The organism is Streptomyces sp. NPDC048696 (genome assembly GCF_043198895.1).
In the GTDB taxonomy this organism is placed as follows: domain Bacteria; phylum Actinomycetota; class Actinomycetes; order Streptomycetales; family Streptomycetaceae; genus Streptomyces.
In genome coordinates this window covers 96,637-120,257 of record NZ_JBICVJ010000009.1, presented here as the reverse complement: position 1 = coordinate 120,257, position 23,621 = coordinate 96,637, and the positions used below count along the sequence as shown (strand labels likewise).

At 72.7% G+C, this 23,621-nt stretch carries 24 protein-coding genes; 18 read left to right on the top strand and 6 right to left on the bottom strand.

Features of this window, described 5'->3' with window-relative positions:
• Positions 1-33 precede the first annotated feature (33 nt).
• The 10 genes from infC to ACGFRG_RS20470 all read left to right on the top strand — a co-directional run bounded on the left by infC (position 34) and on the right by ACGFRG_RS20470 (position 11,151).
• Complete coding sequence (gene infC / locus ACGFRG_RS20515; protein ID WP_361420959.1) at positions 34-711, top strand: translation initiation factor IF-3; 678 nt, start codon at positions 34-36, stop codon at positions 709-711.
• 100 nt (positions 712-811) lie between these two features.
• Complete coding sequence (rpmI, locus tag ACGFRG_RS20510) at positions 812-1,006, top strand: 50S ribosomal protein L35 (protein WP_030754426.1); 195 nt, start codon at positions 812-814, stop codon at positions 1,004-1,006.
• A gap of 105 nt (positions 1,007-1,111) precedes the next feature.
• Positions 1,112-1,495 (top strand): 50S ribosomal protein L20, encoded by a 384-nt coding sequence (gene rplT / locus ACGFRG_RS20505; RefSeq protein ID WP_003970214.1) that lies wholly within the window; start codon positions 1,112-1,114, stop codon positions 1,493-1,495.
• Between the two features lie 303 nt (positions 1,496-1,798).
• Positions 1,799-2,635 carry an RNA methyltransferase gene (locus ACGFRG_RS20500; protein ID WP_361420956.1) on the top strand — a complete coding sequence of 279 codons (837 nt, stop codon included), beginning with the start codon at positions 1,799-1,801 and terminating at the stop codon, positions 2,633-2,635.
• Between the two features lie 82 nt (positions 2,636-2,717).
• Positions 2,718-3,842 carry an ATP-binding protein gene (locus ACGFRG_RS20495; RefSeq protein WP_361420953.1) on the top strand — a complete coding sequence of 375 codons (1,125 nt, stop codon included), beginning with the start codon at positions 2,718-2,720 and terminating at the stop codon, positions 3,840-3,842.
• A 161-nt stretch (positions 3,843-4,003) separates the two neighbouring features.
• Positions 4,004-5,125: a phenylalanine--tRNA ligase subunit alpha gene (pheS, locus tag ACGFRG_RS20490; protein ID WP_361420950.1), complete on the top strand. Its 1,122-nt coding sequence runs from the start codon at positions 4,004-4,006 to the stop codon at positions 5,123-5,125.
• Positions 5,125-7,653 carry a phenylalanine--tRNA ligase subunit beta gene (pheT, locus tag ACGFRG_RS20485; RefSeq protein ID WP_393265746.1) on the top strand — a complete coding sequence of 843 codons (2,529 nt, stop codon included), beginning with the start codon at positions 5,125-5,127 and terminating at the stop codon, positions 7,651-7,653. The genes pheS and pheT overlap by 1 nt, the downstream gene beginning before the upstream one ends.
• A gap of 243 nt (positions 7,654-7,896) precedes the next feature.
• Positions 7,897-8,967: a PP2C family protein-serine/threonine phosphatase gene (locus ACGFRG_RS20480; RefSeq protein WP_393265743.1), complete on the top strand. Its 1,071-nt coding sequence runs from the start codon at positions 7,897-7,899 to the stop codon at positions 8,965-8,967.
• Positions 8,968-9,222: 255 nt separating this feature from the next.
• A complete protein-coding gene (locus ACGFRG_RS20475) occupies positions 9,223-10,563 on the top strand; it encodes a transcriptional regulator (RefSeq protein ID WP_361420941.1) in 1,341 nt (446 codons plus the stop codon).
• 51 nt (positions 10,564-10,614) lie between these two features.
• Positions 10,615-11,151, top strand: coding sequence for an NUDIX hydrolase (locus ACGFRG_RS20470; RefSeq protein ID WP_361420938.1), 537 nt, complete (start codon positions 10,615-10,617; stop codon positions 11,149-11,151).
• Positions 11,152-11,167: 16 nt separating this feature from the next.
• Here ACGFRG_RS20470 and ACGFRG_RS20465 read toward each other — a convergent pair whose 3' ends face one another.
• Positions 11,168-11,425, bottom strand: a complete 258-nt coding sequence (locus tag ACGFRG_RS20465) for a hypothetical protein (protein ID WP_188271603.1) — start codon at positions 11,423-11,425, stop codon at positions 11,168-11,170.
• 189 nt (positions 11,426-11,614) lie between these two features.
• Positions 11,615-12,475 carry a 3-hydroxybutyryl-CoA dehydrogenase gene (locus ACGFRG_RS20460; protein ID WP_361420934.1) on the bottom strand — a complete coding sequence of 287 codons (861 nt, stop codon included), beginning with the start codon at positions 12,473-12,475 and terminating at the stop codon, positions 11,615-11,617.
• A gap of 176 nt (positions 12,476-12,651) precedes the next feature.
• Between ACGFRG_RS20460 and ACGFRG_RS20455 the strand changes: the two genes are divergently transcribed.
• A complete protein-coding gene (locus ACGFRG_RS20455) occupies positions 12,652-13,923 on the top strand; it encodes a glycoside hydrolase family 10 protein (protein ID WP_393265738.1) in 1,272 nt (423 codons plus the stop codon).
• Positions 13,924-13,958: 35 nt separating this feature from the next.
• Here ACGFRG_RS20455 and ACGFRG_RS20450 read toward each other — a convergent pair whose 3' ends face one another.
• Both ACGFRG_RS20450 and ACGFRG_RS20445 read right to left on the bottom strand, forming a co-directional pair.
• Positions 13,959-14,153, bottom strand: a complete 195-nt coding sequence (locus ACGFRG_RS20450) for a DUF1918 domain-containing protein (RefSeq protein ID WP_361420931.1) — start codon at positions 14,151-14,153, stop codon at positions 13,959-13,961.
• Between the two features lie 95 nt (positions 14,154-14,248).
• Positions 14,249-15,226 carry a DMT family transporter gene (locus ACGFRG_RS20445; protein ID WP_361420928.1) on the bottom strand — a complete coding sequence of 326 codons (978 nt, stop codon included), beginning with the start codon at positions 15,224-15,226 and terminating at the stop codon, positions 14,249-14,251.
• Between ACGFRG_RS20445 and ACGFRG_RS20440 the strand changes: the two genes are divergently transcribed.
• Positions 15,225-16,673 (top strand): PLP-dependent aminotransferase family protein, encoded by a 1,449-nt coding sequence (locus ACGFRG_RS20440; protein ID WP_393265734.1) that lies wholly within the window; start codon positions 15,225-15,227, stop codon positions 16,671-16,673. The genes ACGFRG_RS20445 and ACGFRG_RS20440 overlap by 2 nt on opposite strands.
• A 33-nt stretch (positions 16,674-16,706) precedes the next feature.
• Positions 16,707-17,282, top strand: a complete 576-nt coding sequence (locus ACGFRG_RS20435) for a histidine phosphatase family protein (RefSeq protein WP_361420922.1) — start codon at positions 16,707-16,709, stop codon at positions 17,280-17,282.
• A 94-nt stretch (positions 17,283-17,376) separates the two neighbouring features.
• Here the strand turns inward: ACGFRG_RS20435 and ACGFRG_RS20430 are convergent, their stop codons facing one another.
• A complete protein-coding gene (locus tag ACGFRG_RS20430) occupies positions 17,377-17,934 on the bottom strand; it encodes a sugar O-acetyltransferase (protein ID WP_393265731.1) in 558 nt (185 codons plus the stop codon).
• A 209-nt stretch (positions 17,935-18,143) separates the two neighbouring features.
• On the opposite strand from ACGFRG_RS20430, the gene ACGFRG_RS20425 reads away from it, so the two are divergent.
• Genes ACGFRG_RS20425 through ACGFRG_RS20410 form a run of 4 tightly spaced genes read left to right on the top strand, consistent with a single transcriptional unit; the run spans position 18,144 to position 22,320 of the window.
• Positions 18,144-19,118: an alpha/beta hydrolase gene (locus ACGFRG_RS20425; RefSeq protein ID WP_361420916.1), complete on the top strand. Its 975-nt coding sequence runs from the start codon at positions 18,144-18,146 to the stop codon at positions 19,116-19,118.
• Positions 19,111-20,271 (top strand): acyltransferase, encoded by a 1,161-nt coding sequence (locus tag ACGFRG_RS20420; protein ID WP_361420913.1) that lies wholly within the window; start codon positions 19,111-19,113, stop codon positions 20,269-20,271. The genes ACGFRG_RS20425 and ACGFRG_RS20420 overlap by 8 nt, the downstream gene beginning before the upstream one ends.
• A gap of 10 nt (positions 20,272-20,281) precedes the next feature.
• Positions 20,282-21,661 (top strand): sensor histidine kinase, encoded by a 1,380-nt coding sequence (locus ACGFRG_RS20415; protein WP_393265726.1) that lies wholly within the window; start codon positions 20,282-20,284, stop codon positions 21,659-21,661.
• Positions 21,658-22,320 carry a response regulator transcription factor gene (locus ACGFRG_RS20410; protein ID WP_361420907.1) on the top strand — a complete coding sequence of 221 codons (663 nt, stop codon included), beginning with the start codon at positions 21,658-21,660 and terminating at the stop codon, positions 22,318-22,320. The genes ACGFRG_RS20415 and ACGFRG_RS20410 overlap by 4 nt, the downstream gene beginning before the upstream one ends.
• 19 nt (positions 22,321-22,339) lie before the next feature.
• Here the strand turns inward: ACGFRG_RS20410 and ACGFRG_RS20405 are convergent, their stop codons facing one another.
• A complete protein-coding gene (locus ACGFRG_RS20405; protein WP_393265723.1) occupies positions 22,340-23,122 on the bottom strand; it encodes a LysR family substrate-binding domain-containing protein in 783 nt (260 codons plus the stop codon).
• 58 nt (positions 23,123-23,180) lie between these two features.
• Between ACGFRG_RS20405 and ACGFRG_RS20400 the strand changes: the two genes are divergently transcribed.
• Entirely contained in the window at positions 23,181-23,573 is a 393-nt protein-coding gene (locus ACGFRG_RS20400) for a DUF5997 family protein (protein WP_361420901.1), read from the top strand.
• Positions 23,574-23,621: the final 48 nt, after the last annotated feature.

Below are 23,621 nucleotides of genomic sequence, written 5' to 3'. Positions count from 1 at the left end.
GAGTGAAAGTACGCGTTTGTCTGCCAGACAGGCGTGTGGTGCTACCGAGGAGGATCCATCAGCGCCGAGCCCCGCATCAACGACCGGATTCGCGTTCCCGAAGTGCGACTTGTCGGTCCCAGCGGCGAGCAGGTCGGGATTGTTCCGCTTGCCAAGGCCCTGGAGCTAGCACAGGAGTACGACCTGGACCTGGTCGAGGTCGCGGCGAACGCCCGTCCGCCCGTGTGCAAGCTCATGGACTACGGGAAGTTCAAGTACGAGTCGGCCATGAAGGCCCGTGAGGCGCGCAAGAACCAGGCGCACACGGTCATCAAGGAGATGAAGCTCCGGCCGAAGATCGACCCGCACGACTATGACACCAAGAAGGGTCACGTCGTCCGGTTCCTCAAGCAGGGCGACAAGGTCAAGATCACGATCATGTTCCGTGGTCGCGAGCAGTCCCGGCCGGAACTCGGCTACCGACTGCTGCAGCGTCTCGCGGAGGATGTCCAGGACCTCGGGTTCGTCGAGTCGAACCCGAAGCAGGACGGCCGAAACATGATCATGGTCCTCGGTCCGCACAAGAAGAAGACCGAGGCTATGGCCGAAGCCCGCGAGGCGCAGGCCGCCCGCAAGGCGGAGCGCCAGGGTCTGCCCGCTGACGCCGAGGTCGAAGGCTCCGCCGAGGAGCCCGTCGTCGAAGCGTCGGCCGAGGAACCCGCCGAGGCCTGATTCCCGGGCAGCCAGCCCAGGACAACCGATACATATGACGCTCCCGCGCGCCGGTCCCCGGACCGGCTGGGAGCGCCACTGACGAGGAGATAACGGCGCTATGCCGAAGAACAAGTCGCACAGCGGTGCCAGCAAGCGCTTCAAGATCACCGGCTCCGGCAAGGTGCTCCGTGAGCGTGCCGGCAAGCGCCACCTGCTCGAGCACAAGTCGTCCAAGCTGACGCGTCGCCTCACCGGCAACGCCGAGATGGCCCCGGGCGACGCCAAGAAGATCAAGAAGCTTCTCGGCAAGTGACGTTCCTCCGCCTCCGGTGACCGGGGGCGGAACGTCGAGACCGGGACCTATTCGAATTCGGGCCGTGTGATCACCCACCACGGCCCCGCTACAAGGAGTTAACAAGTGGCACGCGTCAAGCGGGCAGTCAACGCCCACAAGAAGCGCCGGGCGATCCTGGAAGCGGCCTCCGGCTACCGCGGTCAGCGCTCGCGCCTGTACCGCAAGGCCAAGGAGCAGGTCACCCACTCGCTGGTCTACAACTACAACGACCGCAAGAAGCGCAAGGGCGACTTCCGTCAGCTGTGGATCCAGCGCATCAACGCCGCTGCCCGCCAGAACGGCATGACGTACAACCGCCTCATCCAGGGTCTGAAGGCCGCCAACATCGAGGTGGACCGCAAGATCCTGGCCGAGCTCGCGGTCAACGACGCCAACGCGTTCGCCGCGCTCGTCGAGGTCGCCCAGAAGGCGCTCCCGAGCGACGTCAACGCCCCGAAGGCCGCGTAAGCGCCTGACGGCTTGTTGAGCCGGACCCGGACCCGCAGGCCCTTTGGCCTGCGGGTCCGTGCGTTCCGGGCTCCACCCCGGGCTCGCTCGTCTGCGGACCGTGGTGGGTTGCCCGCGCAGTTCCCCGCGCCCGTGAGACGCGCCCCTTCGGGGCGCCCCAGGGGATTGCCGCGCAGCGGCATTCAAGGGGCGCGGGGCTGTGACATCGTGCGGCTCCGCCGCGTGGGCGCGACCAGCCACACGCAGCCCGCAGACGAACACCGGGCCCAAGAAGAGGCCCCCTCGTAGAGAGACCGCGCGTACATGCCCACCCCCGAGCTGATCTCCCCGCGTTCCCCGCGCGTCGCCGCCGCCAAGCGGCTCGCGCGGCGCAATTTCCGGGGCAAGGAGCGGCGGTTCATCGCCGAGGGGCCGCAGGCCGTCCGGGAGGCCGTCGAGCACCGGTCCGGCGGTGAGGCGACGCTGACCGAGCTGTTCACCACCGTCGAGGCCGCCGAGCGGTACGCGGACATCGTGGCCGCCGCCCGCGACGCCGGGGCCCGGGTCCACTACGCGGACGACGAGGTGCTGGCCGAGGTCTCCCAGACCGTCACCCCGCAGGGCCTGGTCGGCGTCTGCCGCTTCCTGGACTCGCCGTTCGAGGACATCCTCAAGGCCCGGCCGAAGCTGGTCGCCGTCCTCGCGCACGTGCGCGACCCCGGCAACGCCGGCACCGTACTGCGCTGCGCGGACGCCGCCGGCGCCGACGCGGTCGTCCTCACCGACGCCTCCGTCGACCTGTACAACCCCAAGTCGGTGCGCGCCTCGGTCGGTTCGCTCTTCCATCTGCCGGTCGCCGTGGGCGTCCCGGTGGAGCAGGCCGTACGGGGGCTGCGGGACGCGGGCGTGCGCATCCTCGCCGCCGACGGAGCGGGCGAGGACGACCTCGACGACGAGCTGGACGCGGGCACCATGGGCGGCCCCACCGCCTGGATCTTCGGCAACGAGGCCTGGGGGCTGCCCGAGGAGACCCGGGCGCTCGCGGACGCCGTGGTGCGGGTGCCGATCCACGGGAAGGCCGAGAGCCTCAACCTGGCGACGGCCGCCGCGGTGTGCCTGTACGCCTCGGCGCGGGCCCAGCGCACCCGTACTCCTCGCTGAGGGGGTCCGCACCGTCACCTGTAGCTAGTAGTGTGACGGGCTCGGGGGCCCACTGTGTGCTTCGGAGAGGTGGGATACGGGGATGGCTGTCGGCGTGAGGACCATCGGCGAGAATGCCCTGGTGTGCCCTTCCGGTAGCCCGGACGCCCTGGGGATAGACCCCGAAGACCTGCCCGACGGACTCGTCGTCGCCGACGAGACGGGCCGCGTCATCTGCTTCAACGCGGCCGCCGCCAGGATCACCGCGGTCCCCAAGCACGACGCGCTCGGCGTACCGCTGGAGCGCGCGCTCCCGCTCGAAGACCTCAAGGGCCGACGCTGGTGGCAGCTGACCGACCCGTACGGCGGTCTCGCCATCCGCTTCGGCCAGCCCGAGCGGAACCTGCTGCTGCCCGGCGGGCGCGAGGTGCTGGTCTCCGCGCGCTACGTGCGCGAGCACCCCACCGGACCGGTGCGGCGCGTGGTGGTCAGCCTGCGCTCCACCGAGGCGCGCCGGCGCACCGAGCGCAGCCACGCGGAGCTCATCGCCACCGTCGCCCATGAGCTGCGCTCGCCGCTGACCTCGGTGAAGGGGTTCACGGCGACGCTGCTCGCCAAGTGGGAGCGGTTCACGGACGACCAGAAGCGGCTGATGCTGGAGACCGTCGACGCCGACGCCAACCGGGTCACCCGGCTGATCGCCGAACTCCTCGACATCTCCCGGATCGACTCCGGCCGCCTTGAGGTGCGCCGCCAGCCCGTGGACGTCGCCGCCGCCGTCGGCCGGCACATCCAGGCCCATGTCGCCTCCGGACAGGCACCCGACCGCTTCCTGGTCCGCATCCAGCGCCCGCTGCCCGATCTGTGGGCGGATCCGGACAAGATCGACCAGGTACTGGGCAACCTGCTGGAAAACGCGGTGCGCCACGGCGAGGGAACCGTCACCATCGAGGTGGCACCCGCACCGGTGCGCATCGAGGAGCACGACGAGAAGGGAACGGCCGTCACCGTGAGCGACGAAGGCCCCGGCATCCCCGAGGAGTCGATGGGCCGTGTCTTCACCCGCTTCTGGCGCGGGAGCAAACGCGGCGGCACGGGCCTGGGCCTCTACATCGTCAAGGGCATCGTCGAGGCGCACGGCGGGACGATCGCGGTCGGCCGCGGCTGCGGCGGCGGCGCCGAGTTCCGATTTATCCTGCCCGTCGGCGCCCCGGCCTACCTCCAGTAGCGGCCACCGGGCAGCCCACGGGCGCATCCGTCTTCCCGCACCCCGTTAGACTCGACCTTTGGCGCGTTCGTGTCCGTGCCGCCGCGCGGCCCCATCGCGCGGCCGAGTCGCTGTCGCGGTGGCGGGACCCCCAGCCAAGCCAATCGGAAGTACGGGAAGAGATGTCGGCACCCAATAAGTCGTACGACCCTGTTGAGGTCGAGGCGCTGAAACCGGAAGAGATCGAGCGCATGCGGGACGAGGCGCTCGCCGCCTTCGCCGCGGCCGGTGACCTCGAAGCGCTCGCACACGCGAAGACCGCGCACGCCGGTGGCACCTCGCCCCTGTCGCTCGCCAACCGCGAGATCGGCGCCCTGCCGCCGCAGGCCAAGGCCGCGGCCGGCAAGCTCGTGGGCATGGCCCGCGGCGCCGTGAACAAGGGCCTGGCCGCCCGCCAGGCCGAGCTGGAGGCCGAGCGCGACGCGCGCGTCCTGGTCGAGGAGGCGGTGGACGTCACGCTGCCGTACGACCGCGTACCGGCCGGCGCCCGCCACCCGCTCACCACGCTCTCCGAGCGCATCGAGGACATCTTCGTGGCCATGGGCTACGAGGTGGCCGAGGGCCCGCAGGTCGAGGCCGAGTGGTTCAACTTCGACGCGCTCAACATCGGCCCGGACCACCCGGCCCGCGGTGAGCAGGACACCTTCTTCGTGGAGGGCTCGGACGGCTCGGCCGACTCCGGTGTCGTGCTGCGCACGCACACCTCGCCCGTGCAGATCCGCTCGCTCATCGACCGCGAGCCGCCGGTCTACGTGATCTGCCCCGGCCGGGTCTACCGCACGGACGAGCTGGACGCCACGCACACCCCCGTCTTCAACCAGGTCGAGCTGCTCGCCGTCGACGAGGGCCTGACCATGGCGGACCTCAAGGGCACCCTGGACCACATGGTCCAGTCGCTCTTCGGGCAGGACATGGTGACCCGGCTGCGGCCGAACTTCTTCCCGTTCACCGAGCCGTCCGCCGAGATGGACATGGTGTGCTACGTCTGCCGCGGCGAGTCGGTGGGCAACCCCGACCGCCCCTGCCGCACCTGCTCCAGCGAGGGCTGGATCGAGCTCGGCGGCTGCGGCATGGTCAACCCGAAGGTGCTCGTCGCCTGCGGTGTCGACCCCGAGAAGTACAGCGGATTCGCCTTCGGCTTCGGCATCGAACGCCTGCTGATGTTCCGCCACAACGTCGAAGACATGCGAGACATGGTCGAGGGTGACGTCCGGTTCACCCGGCCGTTCGGGATGGAGATCTGATGCGGGTCCCGCTTTCTTGGCTGCGGGAGTACGTCGACCTGCCGGCGACGGAGACCGGCCGGGACGTCCAGGCCAAGCTCGTGTCCGCCGGCCTTGAGGTCGAGACCGTCGAGCAGCTCGGCGCCGGGCTCAAGGGCCCCCTGGTCGTCGGCCAGGTGCTGACCATCGAGGAGCTGGAGGGCTTCAAGAAGCCCATCCGCTTCTGCACCGTCGACGTCGGCACGGCCAACGGCACCGGCGAGCCGCAGGAGATCGTCTGCGGCGCGCGCAACTTCCAGGTCGGCGACAAGGTCGTCGTGGTGCTCCCCGGCGCCGTGCTGCCCGGTGACTTCGCGATCGCCGCGCGCCAGACGTACGGCAAGACCTCGCACGGCATGATCTGCTCCGGCGACGAGCTGGGCATGGGCGACGACGGCAGCGGCGGCATCATCGTCCTGCCGCCCGAGCACGAGGTCGGCACCGACGCCATCGCGCTCCTTGAGCTCGTCGACGAGGTCCTGGACATCGCGGTGACCGCCAACCGCGGCGACTGCCTGTCGCTGCGCGGCGTGGCCCGCGAGACCGCCATCGCCTACGGCCTGCCGCTGCGCGACCCGGCGCTGCTCGACGTGCCCGCGCCCAACTCGTACGGCTACCAGGTGAAGATCGCCGACCCGATCGGCTGCGACCGCTTCACCGCGCGCACCGTCGTCGGCCTCGACCCCGAGGCCCGCTCGCCGATCTGGCTCCAGCGCCGGCTGCAGAAGGCCGGCATGCGGCCGATCTCGCTCGCCGTCGACGTCACCAACTACGTGATGATCGAGCTCGGCCAGCCGCTGCACGCCTACGACCGCAGCCTGGTCGACGGCCCCATCGGCGTGCGCCGCGCCGAGCCCGGCGAGGTGATCACCACCCTCGACGGCGTCAAGCGCAAGCTGGACGCCGCCGACCTCGTCATCACCGACAACCGGGGCCCGATCGGCCTCGCCGGTGTGATGGGCGGCGCCAACACGGAAATCGCCGACTCGGTCACCGACCCCGAGACCGGACAGGTCAGGGGCACCACCGAGGTGGTCATCGAGGCCGCGCACTTCGACGCGGTCGCCATCGCCCGCACCGCGCGCCGCCACAAGCTGACCTCCGAGGCGTCCAAGCGCTTCGAGCGCGGCGTCGACCCGCAGGCGGCCTCCGCGGCCGCCCAGCGGACCGTCGACCTGCTGGTGCTGCTCGCGGGCGGCACCGCCGAGGCCGGGGTCACCGAGGTCATCGCGCCCTCCGCGCCGCGCACCGTCTCCATCCCGGCCGACCACCCGGACAAGGTGGCGGGCGTCGACTACGGCCGCGAGACCGTGGTGCGCCGCCTCCAGGAGATCGGCTGCGACGTCTACGGGCAGGACGAGCTCGTCGTCACCGTGCCGTCCTGGCGCCCCGACCTCACCGAGCCGAACGACCTCGCCGAGGAGGTCATCCGGCTGGAGGGGTACGAGAACCTGCCCTCCACCCTGCCGAAGCCGCCCGCCGGGCGCGGGCTCACCGAGCGCCAGCGGCTGCACCGCCGGGCCGGCCGCGCGCTGGCCGGGGCGGGCTACGTCGAGGCGCTGGCCTACCCGTTCGTCTCCGAGCAGGTCTTCGACCAGCTGGGTCTGGACAAGGACGACCCGGCCCGCCGCGTCGTGAAGCTGGCCAACCCGCTCAACGACGAGGAGCCGGCGCTGCGCACCACGCTGCTGCCGGGCCTGCTCGCCACGCTGCGCCGCAACGACGGCCGGGGCAGCCACGACCTGGCGCTCTTCGAGACCGGTCTGGTCTTCCTGCCGGGCGAGCGGCAGGGCGCCGCCGTCCGGCTGCCCGTCGACCGCCGCCCCACCGACGAGGAGATCGCGGCGCTCGACGCGGTGCTGCCCGCGCAGCCCCGGCACGCCGCCGTCGTCCTCGCCGGTGCGCGCGAGCAGGCCGGCTGGTGGGGCAAGGGCCGCCCGGCGGACTGGGCCGACGCGGTCGAGGCCGCCCGGACCCTGGCCCGCGAGGCCGGCGCCGAACTCATCGTCCAGAACGGCCAGTACGGCCCCTGGCACCCGGGCCGCTGCGCCGAGCTCGCCGTCGTCATCGACAGCGAGATCGTCGTCATCGGTCACGCGGGCGAGCTGCACCCGCGCGTGGTCAAGGCGCTGAGCCTGCCGGAGCGCACCTGCGCGATGGAGCTCGACCTGGACGCGCTGGGCAAGGCGGGGGAGGGCGCCCTGGCGGCGCCGCGCATCTCCACCTTCCCGGTGGCCACCCAGGACGTGGCGCTGGTGGTCGACACGGAGGTCCCGGCCGCCGTCGTCGAGTACTTCCTGCGCGGCGGCGCGGGTGAACTCCTTGAGTCCATCCGGCTGTTCGACGTCTACACCGGCGAGCAGGTCGGCGAGGGCAAGAAGTCGCTCGCGTACGCGCTGCGCTTCCGCGCCGCCGACCGCACGCTGACCGTCGAGGAGGCCTCGGCCGCCCGCGACGCGGCGGTGGCCCTCGCGGCCGAGCACACCGGCGCGGTGCTGCGCGGGGCGTGATCCCCAGGGCAGGACGATCGAAGGGCGCATCCGGTTCTCCGGATGCGCCCTTCGCGCTGTCGTCCCGCCCTGTCCGCCCCAGGGGACGAACGGCCTCTTCGGCCAACCGGAACCTTCTCACTCGTTCGGGTGAGAACCGGGGCCGATATGCGCAAAAAGAGGCGGACCGTCGAAAGAATCAACCCGGCCTTGACGGCCAGGCGGAGGGCCATGGGGAGCAGAGGCCTAGGGGGGCCGACGGCAATGATGCGTACCGGGAGTTGGGCGGTGGCCTGGGCCAGAGCCCTGGCCACGGGCCGCGGGCTCGCCCTGACACTGCCGGTCCTGTGGCTGGTCCTGGTCGTCGTCTGGGAGCTCACCTGCCCGCTGGCCACCGACGACTCGATGAGCCTGCGGATCGCCACCTGCGCCGCCTTCCTGATCGCCCTCGTCTTCCTGCTGCACGCGGTACGCGCCGGTGCGGCACGGGAGTTGAGCCTGGTCCAGGAGGTCGCGGACGCCGCCCAGCGGGTACTGCTGCGCCCGCCGCCGCCCCGTATCGACGGGCTGACCGTGGCCGCCGCACAGCTCTGCGCCGGCCGCGCGGGCGCGAGTGTCGGCGGCGACCTCTACGAGGCGATGGCCACCCAGTACGGGGTGCGGGTCGTCATAGGCGATGTGCGCGGCCACGGTCTGGGCGCGCTCGGCGCGGTCGCCGCCGTCCTCGGCAGCTTCCGCGAGGCCGTCCACGACGAGCCCGACCTCGGCGGGGTGCTGCGCCGCCTGGAGCGCGCGCTCCAGCGCCATCTGCGCGAGCGGGCCCGCGCCGAGCACCCCGCGAGCCGCGCCGACGCGCCCGACAGCCCGCTCGCCGAGGAGTTCGTGACCGTACTGCTCCTGGAGATCCGGCCCGACGGTCTGGTGCTCGCGCTCAACTGCGGCCATCCCTGGCCCCATCGGCTGTGCGGCGGCGCCGAACCGCTGCCGCTCGGCGATCCGCTGCCGCCGCTCGGTCTGTTCCCGCTCCCGGCCGAGCTGCCCGCGCGGCGGTGCACCCGGCTGCTGCCCGGCGAGGCGCTGTGTCTGCACACCGACGGCGCCGAGGACGCCAGGGACCGCTCCGGGCGGTTCTTCCGGCTGCAGGAAGTACTCGCCCGGGCGGCCCTGGACACCCCGCTGTCCCCCGCGGCGGTGATCCACTGCGTACAGCGGGAGCTGTTGCGGCACACCGGCGGACAGCTCGCCGACGATGTGGCGCTGATGGTGCTGCGCAACGACCGGGTGCGCGTGCCCGCACAGCCCGGAGCCGTGGCGGCCGCGCGGGCACGGCGCTGAGGCGGAGATGAGGCGCCGTCGGCCCTGCCGCGGAGTGACGGGCAGTTCGGCAGGACCGGCGGCGCCGGGAGCGGGCCGCCGCACTGTACGAGGGGGAGCCGGCGGCCCGACACGCCTCTGTGGAGAGGCAGTTCAGTCAACCGGCAGCCCGCTCGCGGCGGCAGAGTGCGCGGCGCATAAATGCGAGCACTCCCTTCACACCCCGTGTGAACGCGCCTCCTCTACGCTGGGCGCACCGAGCCAACGGAGGGCACGATGCAGCCCAATACCCTGCTCGACGCGCTGGTCGACGAGGCCGGCATCTCCAACGCCGGTCTTGCCGCCCATGTGAACCAGGCAGGCCGCGCCCGAGGGCTCGCGCTGAAGTACGAACACACCGCGGTGGCCCGGTGGTTGAAGGGGCAGCGGCCGCGCGGCCAGGTGCCCGATCTGATCTGCGAGGTGCTCGCGGCCCGGCTGCACCGGCCGGTCACCCTCGACGACATCGGGCTCGGGGTGCCGGGCGAGCCGGTCGCGCCGGTGGGCTCGCCGCTCGCCGGGTTCGTGGAGCGCGCCACCGCCCTGTGGCGCTCCGACGAGCAGCAGCGCCCGCACATACTGGGCGCGCCGGCCGTCACGGGCACCCCGGCCGTGATGCCGGTGTGGGAGTGGGAGAACCCGCCGGAGGACACCGATGTGTCCCGGCACGGCCAGACCGCGGTCGGCGACTCCGACATCGAGATGCTGCGGGCGGCCCGCGCGCACTACGAGCTGATGTACCGCAAGGCCGGAGGCATCGCCACCCGCTCGCGCATCGTCGGCTTCCTCAACTCCGAGACGGCGCCGCTGCTGCGCGGCTGCTACACCGACGCGACCGGCCGCCAGCTGCACCGGGCGACCGGGGGGCTGGTCGCGATCGCCGGGATCTGCGCGTACGACTCCAACGCCCAGGGCCTGGCCCAGCGCTACTTCCACCAGGCGCTGCGGCTGGCGAAGGCCAGTGGGGACCGGGGGCTCGGCGCCTATGTCATCGCCCTGCTCGTCAACCAGTCGCTGTTCATGCGGGACTACCGCCAGGCGGTCGCCTTCGCGGAGGCGGCGCTGCGGGCGGCGGGCCATCAGCTCACCCCGGCGCTCGCCGCCGATCTGCACGCGATGCAGGCCAAGGCGTACGCGCACCTCGGCGACGGGCGCAGCGCGCTCTCCTCGATCAGGGGCGCCGAGCGCGCGGCCGAGCGCATCCGGCCGAAGAACGAGCCCGCCGAGACCGGCTACGTCCAGCCGGGCCTGGTCAACGTCCAGGTGGCGGAGGCCCTGCTGCGGCTCGGCGATCTGCCGGCCGCGCGCGAGCAGGCCGGCCTCGCGGCGCACGCCCCCTCGCACGACCGGGGCAGGGTGCACCGTCTGGCGATGCTCGCGCAGATCGAGCTCAGGCAGGGCGAGGCGGACCGGGCCGTCGCGACGGCGGTCGAAATGGCCGAGCGGGCCCGGGGGATGGAGTCGCAGCGGTTGCGCGACCGGCTGCGCGTCGTACGCGAGCATCTGGTCGAGAGCGGTTGCGCCGGCGCCGATGAAGCCGCCGAGCTGATCGACGGGGCACTGCGCGTTCCCCTGTGAGCGCGCGCCTGCTGCGATATTGCCATCCTCTTGTCGGAAGGTGGCAAAAACGTGCAGTGGACGAACCTGAGTGAACAAACTGTGTATGAGAACCGCTGGTTCCGGGTCAATCTCGCCGACGTCGCCCTTCCGGACGGGCGGCACCTCGACCACTTCCTGATCCGGCTGCGCCCGGTCGCCGTGGCGACCGCGGTCAACGAGGCCAACGAGGTCCTGCTGCTCTGGCGGCACCGGTTCATCACCGACAGCTGGGGCTGGGAGCTGGCCGCCGGCGTCGTCGAGGACGGGGAGGACATCGAGACCGCGGCCGCCCGCGAGATGGAGGAGGAGACCGGGTGGCGGCCGGGCCCCCTGCGCCATCTCCTCACCGTCGAGCCCGCCAACGGGCTCATCGACGCCCGCCACCATCTGTACTGGTCGGAGTCGGCCGAGTACATCGGCTATCCGGAGGACGACTTCGAGTCGTCACGGCGCGAGTGGATACCGCTCAAGCTCGTGCCGGACATGATCGCCCGCGGTGAGGTCCCGGCCGCCAACATGGCGGCCGGACTCCTGCTGCTCCACCACATGCGGCTCGGCGACGGCTAGTCGCCGCGCAGCGCGGTCACCGCCCCAGCGCCTGCCACACCGCCACGGTCAGGGCGCCGAGGGCGGTGAGCGCCGTGATCGCGGGCAGCGGCCACCTCGTGTGCTCCAGGGACGCCACCCGTACGCCCAGTTCGGTCAGTTCACGGTCGCTCTGGTCGTTCCGGTGGGTGAGCAGGGTCAGCTGCCCGTCTATACGGGCCAGACCCACTTCCAGGGAGCGGCGTAACTCGGACAGTTCGTCGACGGCCATCGGACGGCCGGGGTCGCTCGGCACGGCGAGGCTCCTTCGTCGTTGTGGGAGGGTGCCATTGACTTTTCGTCACGGAGTCAACTCGCCCTGTTCCAGGGGCGGGAGAGTGTGCGACCCGCATATGCGGGCTCGCCGCGCACACCCGGTGTGAACGCGACGGGCCCGGCCCTCACACAGAGGAACCGGGCCCGGCAACAGAGGTTACGGACGTACTCAGGCGTAGGAGTAGAAACCGGACCCCGTCTTGCGGCCCAGGCGCCCCGCGTCCACCATGCGCTGCAACAGCGGAGGCGCCGCGTACAGCGGCTCCTTGAACTCGTCGTACATCGAGTCCGCCACCGAGGCGACGGTGTCCAGACCGATCAGATCGGACAGCTTGAGCGGGCCCATCGGGTGGGCGCAGCCCAGCTCCATGCCGTTGTCGATGTCCTCACGGCTGGCGATGCCCGACTCGAACATCCGGATCGCGGAGAGCAGATACGGGATGAGGAGCGCGTTGACCACGAAGCCCGAGCGGTCCTGGGCGCGGATCGCGTGCTTGCCGAGGATCTTCTCCACCACGGCCTGGGCCCGGCTGATGGTGCCCTCGGAGGTGGTGAGCGCGGGGATCAGCTCGACGAGCTTCTGCACCGGCGCCGGGTTGAAGAAGTGGATGCCGATGACCTGGTCGGGCCGCGAGGTGGCGACCGCCAGCTTCACCAGCGGGATGGAGGAGGTGTTGGAGGCGAGGATCGCGTCCGGGCGGGTCACCACCTGGTCGAGGACCTGGAAGATCTCGGTCTTGATCTGCTCGTTCTCGACGACGGCCTCGATGACGAGGTCGCGGTCGGCGAACTCGCCCAGGTCCGTGGTGAAGCTGAGCCGGGCCAGCGCCTCGTCCCGCTCCGCCTCGGTGATCTTGCCGCGCTCGGCGGCCTTCGAAAGGGAGTTGTGCAGCCGGGTACGGCCGATCTCCAGGGCCTCGCCGGTGGTCTCGGCGACCTTCACGTCCAGCCCGCTGCGGGCGCAGACCTCCGCGATGCCGGCCCCCATCTGGCCGCAGCCCACCACTCCGACGCGTTCGATGTCGGTCACATCGTGCCTTTCGCTTCTACAAATCGCTCTACGAAACTTCTCCCGGCGGGTCCCCCGTGTGATTCCGGCGCCCGTCCCAGCGCACGACGTTACTCCGCGCCTGCGTATGGATCACGGGGCGGGGCGGGCATGCTGTGCGCAACACCGGACATTCGTTGCGGCGAGGAGGGCGTGAAGTGGGACGGATCACTCGGCGGGGACTGCTGGCGGGCACCCTGGTGGCCGGGACGGCGGGGGCGGTGAACGGCCTGGTCACGGTGGGTGCGGCCGAGGCACGGGCGCCCCAGGCGGCCCCCGCTTCGGCCCGGCCGTGGAAGGCGCCGCGGGCGCGTGAGCTCCGGGGTGTGTGGCTGGCCACGGTGTCCAACCTCGACTGGCCCTCCAGACCCGGGCTCTCCGCGGTCGAGCAGCGCGGCGAGCTCCTGGCCCACCTCGACCGGGCGGTGGCGGACCGGCTCAATGTGGTGGTCCTCCAGGTCCGCCCGACCGCCGACGCCCTGTGGCCGTCCCCGTACGAGCCCTGGGCCCAGTACCTCACCGGCACCCAGGGCCAGGACCCCGGCTGGGACCCGCTGGGCACCGCCGTCCGTGAGGCGCACCGGCGCGGCCTGGAGCTGCACGCCTGGTTCAACCCGTACCGCGTGGCCAACCACACCGACCCGTCCCGCCTCGTCCCGACCCACCCCGCGCGGGTGCACCCCGACTGGGTCGTGGCGTACGGCGGACGGCTCTACTACAACCCCGGGCTGCCCGAGGTGCGCCGCTTCGTGCAGGACGCGATGCTGGACGCGGTCTCCAAGTACGCGGTGGACGCGGTGCACTGGGACGACTACTTCTATCCGTACCCGGTGGCGGGCCAGCGCTTCGCGGACGACGACGCGTACGCCCGCTACGGCGCGGGCTTCCCGGACCGCGACGCCTGGCGGCGCGACAACATCGACAAGCTGGTACGGGAGACGGCCGCGCGGATCAAGGCGGTCAACAAGCGGGTGCGGTTCGGGATCAGCCCGTTCGCGGTGTGGCGCAACGCGGCGACCGACCCGCTGGGCTCGCCCACCACGGCGGGTGTGCAGACCTATGACGACCTGCACGCCGACACCAGGAAGTGGGTCCGCGAGCACTGGATCGACTACATCTGCCCGCAGGTGTACTGGAACATCGGCTTTCCCGCCGCCGACTACGCCAAGCTGGTCGCCTGGTGGGACGCGGTCGCCCGGGGCAGCGGCACCGATCTCGTCATCGGCGAGGCCCTGTACAAGGCGGGCGATCCGGCGCAGCCCGCGGCCTGGCAGGACCCGGCCGAGCTGTCCCGGCACCTCACGCTCGCGCGCAAGTACCCCTCGGTGCGAGGACACTGCTTCTTCTCGGCGAAGGACGTGGCCCAGGACCGGATCGGCGCGATGGCGCGCGTGGTCGCGGACCACTACCCGGGCAGGGTGCGCCCCTGACACCCCCACCGGGCTCCACTGGGTTGTGGAGGCCGCTAGTCCTCGGCCGTCAGATGGCGTACGACGGTGTCGGGGCCCGGGGACATCAGCGTCTCGTGCCCGTCCTCGAAGCGCACCCGGTAGGGCGGTGTCCCCTCGGGGCCCAGTACCTCGATCACTTCCGCGCTCCGGTCGTGCTGTCCGACGGTCCTGCCGTGGACCAGCAGCCGGTCGCCCACACTCGCTCGCATGCACTCATTCTAAGGGCGCGGGCCCGAGTCGAGCCTGTTGCGCAGAGCCATCCGGGGGCCGTCCGAGGCCCCGGATGGCTGGTTTCAGGCGGGTCTCACGCGGCCGCGCGCTGGGTGACCGCGATGCAGAGCAGGACCCCGGCGGCGGCCAGCGGGGCGGCGGGGGAGAGGTGCTCGCCGAGCAGCAGGACCGCCCAGAGGAGGGTAAGGAGCGGCTGCGCCAGCTGGAGCTGGCTGGCCCGGGGGACACCGATGGCGGCCATGCCCCGGTACCAGACGTACAGCCCGAAGAACTGCGACCCGGCCGCCACCCACAGGACCCCGGCCACGCCGTGCGCGGTGAGGTGGACGGGTTCGGCGGCGAGCGCGAAGGCCGCGCCCACGGCGGCGAGCGGCAGGGTGAGGATCAGCGCCCAGCCGATCACCTGCCACCCCGGCATCAGCCGGGCCAGCCGGCCGCCCTCGGTGTATCCGGCCGCGCAGATCAGCAGCGCGCCGAAGAGGTAGAGATCGCCGGTGGACAGGGCGCCGCCGCTCTGCCCGACGGTGAAGGCGACCACGACCCCGGCACCGGCGAGCGCCGCCGCCCAGAACGCGCGGGACGGGCGCCGCTTCGTCCGCACGGCGGAGAGCGCGGCCGTGGTCAGTGGCAGCAGGCCCACCACGACGGCCGCGTGCGAGGTGGTCGAGGTCCGGAGGGCGAGCGTGGTCAGCAGCGGGAAGCCGACCACCACCCCGGCGGCGACCACGGCGAGTCCGGCCCAGTGCCTGCGCTCCGGCAGGGACACCCGCCCCACCAGCAAGAACGTGCCCGCGAGCAGTCCGGCGAGCAGACAGCGGACGGTCACGAGCGACCACGGCCCGAAGCTCTCCAATCCCCAGGCGGTGGCGGGGAAGGTCAGCGAGAAGGCGATGACACCGAGCCCGGCCAGCAGCGAGCCGTTACGGGAAGTGGCCGCGACGGCAGTGGCGACCGGGGTGTCGGACGCGGCCGGGGTGGCCGGGCCTTCGGTCCGGTCGGGGGTGGCGACTGCTATCGAACTCTGGGCGGTAGCGCTATCCTGTGCTGTCATGCATGAGCGTAGCAGTGTGGCCGAACTGGCGAAATCCCTGAAGGATGAGCTCGACCGATACTCGGTAGGGGGAAAGCTGCCGTCGAGTCGGGCGCTCGTCGAGCGGTACCGGGTCTCCCCGGTGACCGTCTCGCGCGCGCTGGCGCAGCTCGCCGCCGAGGGACTGGTCGTCACCCGGCCCGGCGCCGGTGTCTTCCGCGCCGAGCCCCGCGCGCATACGGCCCGCTCCGGCGACACCTCCTGGCAGGAGGTCGCGCTCAGCGCGGAGGGCGCCACCGAGCTGGTGCCGCGCGCGGTCGACGCCTCCGGTGTCCTGGTGACGCTCGCCGCCCCCTCCACCGGGGTGATCGAGTTCAACGGCGGCTACCTCGCCCCCGGCCTCCAGCCCGAGCGCGCCATGGCCGCCGCACTGGCCAGGGCCGGACGCCGTCCGGGCGCGTGGGGGCGGCCGCCGGTCGACGGCCTCACCGAGCTGCGCGCCTGGTTCGCCCGCGAGATCGGCGGCACGGTCACCGCGGCCGAGGTGCTGATCTGCGCCGGTGGCCAGTCCGCGCTCACCACCGCGCTGCGCGCGCTCGCGCCGCCGGGCGCGCCCGTACTGGTGGAGTCGCCCACCTACCCCGGCATGCTGGCGGTGGCCCGCGCCTCGGGGCTGCGGCCGGTGCCGGTGCCGGCCGACACCGACGGGGTGCGGCCCGAACTGCTCGCGGCGGCGTTCAAGGCCACCGGGGCCCGCGTCCTGGTCTGCCAGCCGCTCTTCCAGAACCCGACGGGTGCGGTGCTCTCCCCGGCCCGGCGGGCCGAAGTGCTCGGCATCGCCCGGGAGTTCGGGGCGTTCGTGGTCGAGGACGACTTCGCGCGCAGGCTCGTCCACGCGGACGCCGGGCCGCTGCCCGCGCCGCTGGCCGCCGACGACCCGGACGGCGTGGTCGTCCATGTCTGCTCGCTCACCAAGGCGACCTCGCCGAGCCTGCGCGTCGGCGCGCTCGCCGCGCGCGGCCCGGTCCTGGAACGCCTGCGGGCGATCCAGGTCGTCGACAGCTTCTTCGTGCCGCGCCCGCTCCAGGAGGCGGCCCTGGAACTGGTCGGCTCCCCGGCCTGGCCCCGCCATCTGCGGTCCGTCGCGGCCGAGCTGGCGGCCCGCCGCCAGACCATGGCGGCGGCACTGGCCGAGCACCTGCCCGAGGTGGACCTGCCGCACCTCCCGTTCGGCGGCTACCACGTCTGGCTGCGCCTGCCCGACGGCACCCCCGAGTCCGCCCTCACCGCCGCGGCCCTGCGCGCGGGCGTGGCCGTGGCCCCCGGCCGCCCCTACTTCAGCGCCGAACCCCCCGCCGCCCACCTGCGCCTGAGCTTCGCGGGAGTGGCGGGCAGGTCGGAGATCACCGAAGGGGTACGAAGGCTGCGCACGGCGTACCGGGAGACGGGCGCGGCCGCGACCTCTTGACCCGTGGGCAGGTCTGGTCGCACGATCTCGGCCATGACTGTCCGGCTCACGCTGGTCACGGCCGCACGCAGCTCGGCGTTGCTGGCCGAGCGCTTCGACGACGACCGCCCGCTCGACGGGCCCGGCTGGGACGAGGTGCGCCTCGCCGCGCCCGCCCTGGTGCCGCTCGGCGCGGCCGAGCTGCGCTACTGCTCGCCGACCGCGCGCAGCCGGGCCACCGGCGAGGCGCTGGGGTACGCCCCGATGGCCCAGCCCGCGCTGCGCGACTGCGACATGGGCCGCTGGCGCGGCTACACGCTCGCCGAGGTCGCGGCCCACGACCCGGCCGCCGTCGACGCCTGGCTCGCCGACCCGCGCTCGGCCCCGCACGGCGGCGAGCCGCTGTTCGGCTTCATCGCGCGGATAGGGAGCTGGCTGGACACCCGGCCCGCCGAGGACGGCGCGATGGTGGCGGTCGCCGAACCGGCGGTCGTACGGGCCGCGCTGGTGTACGCCCTGAAGGCGCCGCCGTCGGCGTACTGGAACGTCGAGGTCCGCCCCTTGTCGACGGTCACCCTGACAGGCGGCGCCCACCGCTGGCACCTGAGCCTGCCGAGCCTGGCGGGGTAGTGGAAGCCGCTACGGTCCCGGTCACCTACAGGGGCGCGGGGAACTGCGCGACCAGCCAAGCACGGTCCGCGGACGAACACGCACAGTAGAGCGCTCAGCTCAACTCCCGCACCAGCCGCGCGGGGTTCCCCACAGCCAGCACCCCGCCCGGTAGATCCCGGGTCACCACAGCCCCCGCCCCCACCACCGTGTCGGCCCCGATCGTCACCCCGGGACACACGATCACCCCGCCACCCAGCCACACGTTGTCCCCGATCGTGACCGGCAGGGCCTTCTCCCACCCCTCCCGCCGCCGCGCCGCGTCCAACTCATGGGTGGGCGTGAGGAGCTGCACGTTCGGTCCGATCTGCACATCCGCGCCGACCGTGATCCGCCCCGTGTCGAGGAACACCGCGCCGAAGTTCACGAACGTCCCCGCGCCGATGCTGATGTTGTACCCGAAGTCGCAGTGGAACGGCGGCCGGACGCGTACGGACTCGTCCACCTCGCCCAGCAGCTCGGCGAGCAGCTTGTAGCGCTCGCCGGGCGCGGCCGTCGCGGCCGCGTTGTACGCGGCGCACAGCCGGACCCGCCGCTCGGTGTCCCGCGCCAGCTCGGGGTCGTCGGGCAGATACCACTCACCGGCCAGCATGCGCCGCTTGTTCTCGCCCACGGGCGTTCCTCCCTCGTCCCACGGTCCAGGTCCGTGGACGCAGCATGTCACCACCCCGGAGCGGCAGTTGGGCCCACCCGGTACTACCCGTAGTACCTGAGAGCTACCCGGCGGATGCCCTCTGAGGCGGGACGCGCACGACGGCACGCGATCCCTAGCTTCGGTACCGGAAAACACACAGGACACCCGGTACGGAAGGACCAGCCACCATGGCGTTCCGCCTCAGCGGCAGCAGCCGCCCGACCCGCACCCTGCTGGCCGCGCTCGTCGTCGCGTCGGTCGCGGTGCCGCTGTCGGGCGTGGCCCGCCCCGCCGCCGTACCGGCCCCGGCCCCGGTCGCCGCCGCCCGCGCCCCGCTGACGGCCGCGACCCCCGCCGCGCTCGACGCGCGGTACGCCGTCAACCGCGCGGGCATCGAGGCGGCCGAGAAGGCGGCGGACGGCCACGGCGACCGCAGGCGCGCCGCCGCGCTGCGCGCCATGGACGCCCCGGACCGGCACTTCCTCGCCTTCGACGGCCGCAACGGCGGCCGTACCGCCGAGGTGTTCGGCGACCTCGCGCACGCCGACCGCGTCGCGGTGCTGGTGCCGGGCTCGGACACCAGCCTCGACACGTACGGGCGGCTGCGCGCGGGTGCCGAGGCGCTTGAGCGGCAGATGGGCGAGCGGGCCGCCGTCGTGGCCTGGCTGGGCTATGCGACCCCGGCCACGTTCAGCCCCGAGGCGGCGACATCCGGCCGCGCCGAGAGCGCTGCCCCTCAACTCGACACATTCATAGGGCAGTTGAACGCCGTGAAACCCTCCGCCCGGATCTCCCTGCTGTGCCACTCGTACGGCTCGGTCGTCTGCGCCCGGGCCGCCCCGGGGCTGCCGGTCGCCGCCCTCGTCCTCTACGGCAGCCCGGGCACCGGCGTCCCCGACGTCGGGCATCTGCACACGCGAGCCGCCGTCTGGGCGGGCCGGGGGAGCGGCGACTGGATCGCCGACGTACCCCATCTGCGGCTCCCGCTCCTTTTCACCACCGTCGGGTTCGGCGCCGACCCGCTGTCGAAGGGGTTCGGGGCCCATGTCTTCGACGCGGGCTCCGGCGGCCACAGCGACTACCTGAGACCCGGCTCCGTGTCCCTGCGCAACATCGCCCGGATCGCCTCCGGACTCCAGCCCACCGAGGAGCGTCATGCGTGAGTTCGTCCGGCGGATCGACGCCGCCACCCCGCCCGACCGGGACCGCGCCGTCGACGCCCTGCGCGCGCTCGCCATCCTCGGTGTGGTCCTCGGCCACTGGCTGGTGACCGCGCTGGTCGCCGACAGCGGCACGGTCCGCGCCGCGAGCCCGCTCCAGCATCTGCCACGGTTCATCCCGGTCTCCTGGGTGTTCCAGACCCTGGCCGTGTTCTTCCTGGTCGGCGGGCAGATGGGCGCGCAAGGTTACGCCTGTGCCCGGGCCCGGGGCGTGACATATCAGCGGTGGCTGGGCGCCCGGCTCGCCCGGTTCTTCCGCCCGGTCGCGGCCGTCCTCGCGGTGTGGTCGGTGGCCGTCGGCGCGCTGCTCGTCGGCGGTGTCGGCTTCGACACCGTGCACACCCTGGTCAAGCTGGTGCTCTCGCCGCTCTGGTTCCTGCTGGTCTTCACCGCCCTGACGGCGGCGACCCCGCTGGTCGCCAAGGTGCATCCGCTGTGGCCGCTGGCGGTCGTCCTCTACGTCGACCTCTACCGCTTCGGCTACGGCGGCGCCGCCTGGACCGGCTGGATCAACGTGGCGGCCGGGTGGCTGGTCCCGTACTGCCTGGGCGCCGCCTGGGCGCGGGGCGGACTGACGGGCCGGGCGACCGGCTGGGTGCTGCTCGTCGGGGGCGCGGCCACCACCGCGCTGCTCGTCCTGTTCGCGGGCTACCCGGCGTCGATGGTGGGCGTCCCGGGCGCCCCGGTCTCCAACCTCAACCCGCCGACGCTCGCCGCCGTCACCTTCGGGCTCGCCCAGTGCGGCCTCGCGCTCCTGGTGCGCGGCCCGCTGCGCGGGCTGCTGCGCCGCCCCGCGCTCTGGGCGGCGGTGGCGCTGGTCAACCTCAACGCCATGACGATCTTCCTCTGGCACCAGACCGCGATGATCGCGGTCACCGCGACCGCCCTGTTCGCGGGCGGTGTGCTGCCCGGTCTGCACACCGTGCCCGACGGCACCGGCTGGGTGCTGGCCCGGCTCGCCTGGCTGCCGGTGTTCGCGGTGGCGCTCACGGTGTGCTGGGCGGCGTTCCGTACGTACGAGCAGGGCAGGCGTGGCCGCAGCGTCGTCGTGCGCGAAGGCCACCCCGCGCGGATCAAGGCGGTGCACAGTGCCTAGGGTTGATCTTGTGGACCTTACGGGGAGGACGGCGGGGCGGCGGATCGCGGCGGCGCTGCGCGGTGTGCCGACGGCCCTGCGCGAGGATCTGTGGCAGGTGAGGTCCGAGCCGGTGCCACGGGTGGGGGAGCCGGGATACCCGGTCTGGCGGCCGGTGTCGCTGATGGTCCTCGTCGTCTTCGCGGCCACGGCGATGGTCGTCGACGTCCACCAGTACCACGTCGGCTACAACCTCGGCACGGGCCTCGCCGTCCTGCTGGCGGGCGTCCAGGCGGTGTCGGTCGTCGTCGCGCTCTACCGTCCGGTGGCGGCCTGGTGGGCGGTGACCGCGGTCATGTTCTTCGCGGCGCGGGCGGCGGACGGGCGGATCATCATGCCCACGCCGGTACCCGGGGGCCCGTGGGACCCCGCCGGGCACACCCGTCCGCCGGTGCCCGTCGGCTCCCTCGGCCCGTTCACCGGCCCCGGCCCCGACTACCCGTGGACGTCGGCCGGTATCGCCATGCAGGCCATGGTGCTCTTCCTGCTCGCCCTGCGGCTGCGGCCCCGGGCCGCCGTGTCGGCGCTGCTGATCAGCTCGGCCACCGGGCTCGTCGCCCTCGCGTTCACCGCGCAGTACAACATCGACTTCGGGTTCGCCGTGGCCGTCCTCGCCACCGCGACCCTGCTCGGCGCGGCCCTGCGCGGCCGCCGGGTGGCCCGCAAGGAGCTCGTCGTACAGGAGGAGGTGACCGCCGAGGAACGGGCCCGGCGGACCCTCCTTGAGGAGCGCAACCGGATCGCCCGCGAGCTCCACGACGTCGTCGCCCACCACATGTCGGTCATCTCCATCCAGGCCCAGGTCGCCCCGCACCTCGTCGAGAACCCCTCCGACGAGCTGAAGGAGAACCTGGCCGGCATCCGTCAGAACGCGGTCGACGCGCTGACCGAACTGCGCCGCGTGCTCGGCGTCCTCCGCTCCGAGGACCCCGGCGCCGAGGGCGCGCCCCACGCGCCGCAGCCCTCCCTCGACCGGCTCGACGAGCTGGTGGACAATGTCCGGGGCGCCGGGCTCACCGTCACCGTCGACCGCACCGGCACGCCCCGGCCGCTCTCGCCCGGCGTCGAGCTGTCGGCGTTCCGTATCGTGCAGGAGGCGCTGAGCAACGCGATGCGGCACGCGCCCGGCTCGACCGTGCGGGTCGAACTGGCCCACCAGAGCGCCGAGTTGGTGGTACGGGTCGCCAACACCGCACCGGACCGGCCGGTCGCGCCCTCGCCGGGCGCCGGGCACGGGCTGCTCGGCATGCGCGAACGCACTGCCATGCTGGGGGGCGAAATGGCCGCCGGCGCCACCCCCGACGGCGGTTACGAAGTCACCGCCGCGCTTCCCCTGAAGGGCCACGCATGACCATCCGCGTCCTGATCGCCGACGACCAGATGATGGTCCGTCAGGGCTTTACGGTACTGCTCAACGCCGAGCCCGGCATCGAGGTCGTCGGCCAGGCCGTCGACGGCCTCGACGCGGTGGCCAAGGTCGCCGAACTCGCCCCGGACGTCGTCCTGATGGACATCCGCATGCCCGGCCTCGGCGGCATCGAGGCGACCCGCCGCGTCACCCCCGACTCCTCGGTCAAGGTGCTCATCCTGACCACGTTCGACCTGGACGAGTACGTGTACGACGCGCTGCGCGCGGGTGCTTCCGGATTCCTCCTCAAGGACGCCTCGGCCGCCGAACTCGCCCATGCGGTACGGGTGGTGGCCGCGGGCGACGCGCTGCTCGCCCCGAACATCACCAAGCGCCTGATAGCCGAGTTCTCCCGGACGGCGTCGGGCCCCCGGGCCCCGCTCAAGGACCGCGTCGCCACCCTGACCGAACGCGAGACGGAAGTCCTGTCCCTGATCGCCCAGGGCCTGTCCAACGCGGAGATCGCGGCGCGGCTGCTGGTGGCGGAGCAGACGGTGAAGACGCACGTGAGCCGGATGCTGGTGAAACTGAACCTGCGGGACCGCACACAGGCGGCGGTGTTCGCGTACGAGACGGGGCTGGTGCGGCCGACGGGGTACTGAGGCGGCTACGGGGGAGGGGTCACGGGCGGCGGCGGGGCTTGTTGCCGGGCTTCGCGCCCTTATTGCCGCTGCCCTTGCTGCCGCCGCTCTTGGCGCCGCCGCGCGGGCTCTTCCCGACCGGCTTGCCACCCGACTTCCCGGGCGCGGGCTTGCGCTTCGCCGGGGCCTTGGCCTTGGACTGCGGGGCGGGCTTGCGCCCCCGGGAGCTGTTGACGGTCCGCCCCCGGACGATCCCGATGAAGTCCTCCACCAGGTCGGTGGTCCTGTCCTCGGGCCACGACAGGGCGACGCGCGACTGGGGGGTGCCCGTGAGCGTCCGGTAGGTGAGGTCCTTGCGGTGGTGCAGCCGGGCCAGCGACTGCGGCACGACGAGGAGCCCGATGCCCGCCGCCACCAGCTCCACGGCGTCCGCCGTGGTGGCCGGGCGCTCGAACGCGGGCTGCCCCGGCGGACGCTCCCAGCCGAGGGTGTCGTCGAGCGGATGCAGCACGATCTCGTCGGCCAGCTCCTCGGCCGGGACCTCCTCCACGGCGGCCATGGCGTGATCCTTGGGGATCACCACGACGGTCGTCTCGGTGTAGAGCGGGATCGCGCTCAGATCCGTACGGTCGACCGGCAGCCGTACGAAACCGGCGTCGGCGCCACCGCCGCGCAGCAGCTCGAACGCGTCGGCCGCGGGCACGGCCACCAAGGTCAGCGGGATGTCGGGCAGCCGCTCGTTCCAGATGCGCACCCACTTCGTCGGCGTCACGCCAGGGACGTATGCGAGCCGGAAAGCGGGGGGAACCTCGGAGCCTGTCACTACGCCAGGTTACCGGTCGTGGTCGGCGGTATCGCACACGCTCGCTACCCTTGACACCATGACGTCGCACAAGACCACCCAGACGATGAAGCCCGCCACCGCGGCGAAGAAGCTGGGTGTGTACCTAGAGGCCACCCCCACGGAGTTCCAGGAGGGTGTCGTCTCGCGCACCGAGCTGAGCGCGCTGCAGGCCGACCCGCCCCAGTGGCTCCAGGAGCTGCGCCGCACCGGCCCGCACCCCCGCCCGGTGGTCGCGGAGAAGCTCGGCGTCTCCATCGCGGGCCTGGCCCGCGGCGGCGTCACCGAGCCCCTGACCACGGACCAGATCGAGGCCCTGAAGCAGGAGAACCCCGACTGGCTCCAGAAGGAGCGCGCCACCCAGTCGGAGGTGCGCGCGGAGACGGTCCGCATCAAGAAGAAGAACGCGGAGCGCGCCGCCAAGAACAACTGAGCGGCCCCGTAGAAGTCCGATACGGCCCCGCGCCCCTTCATGGGGCGC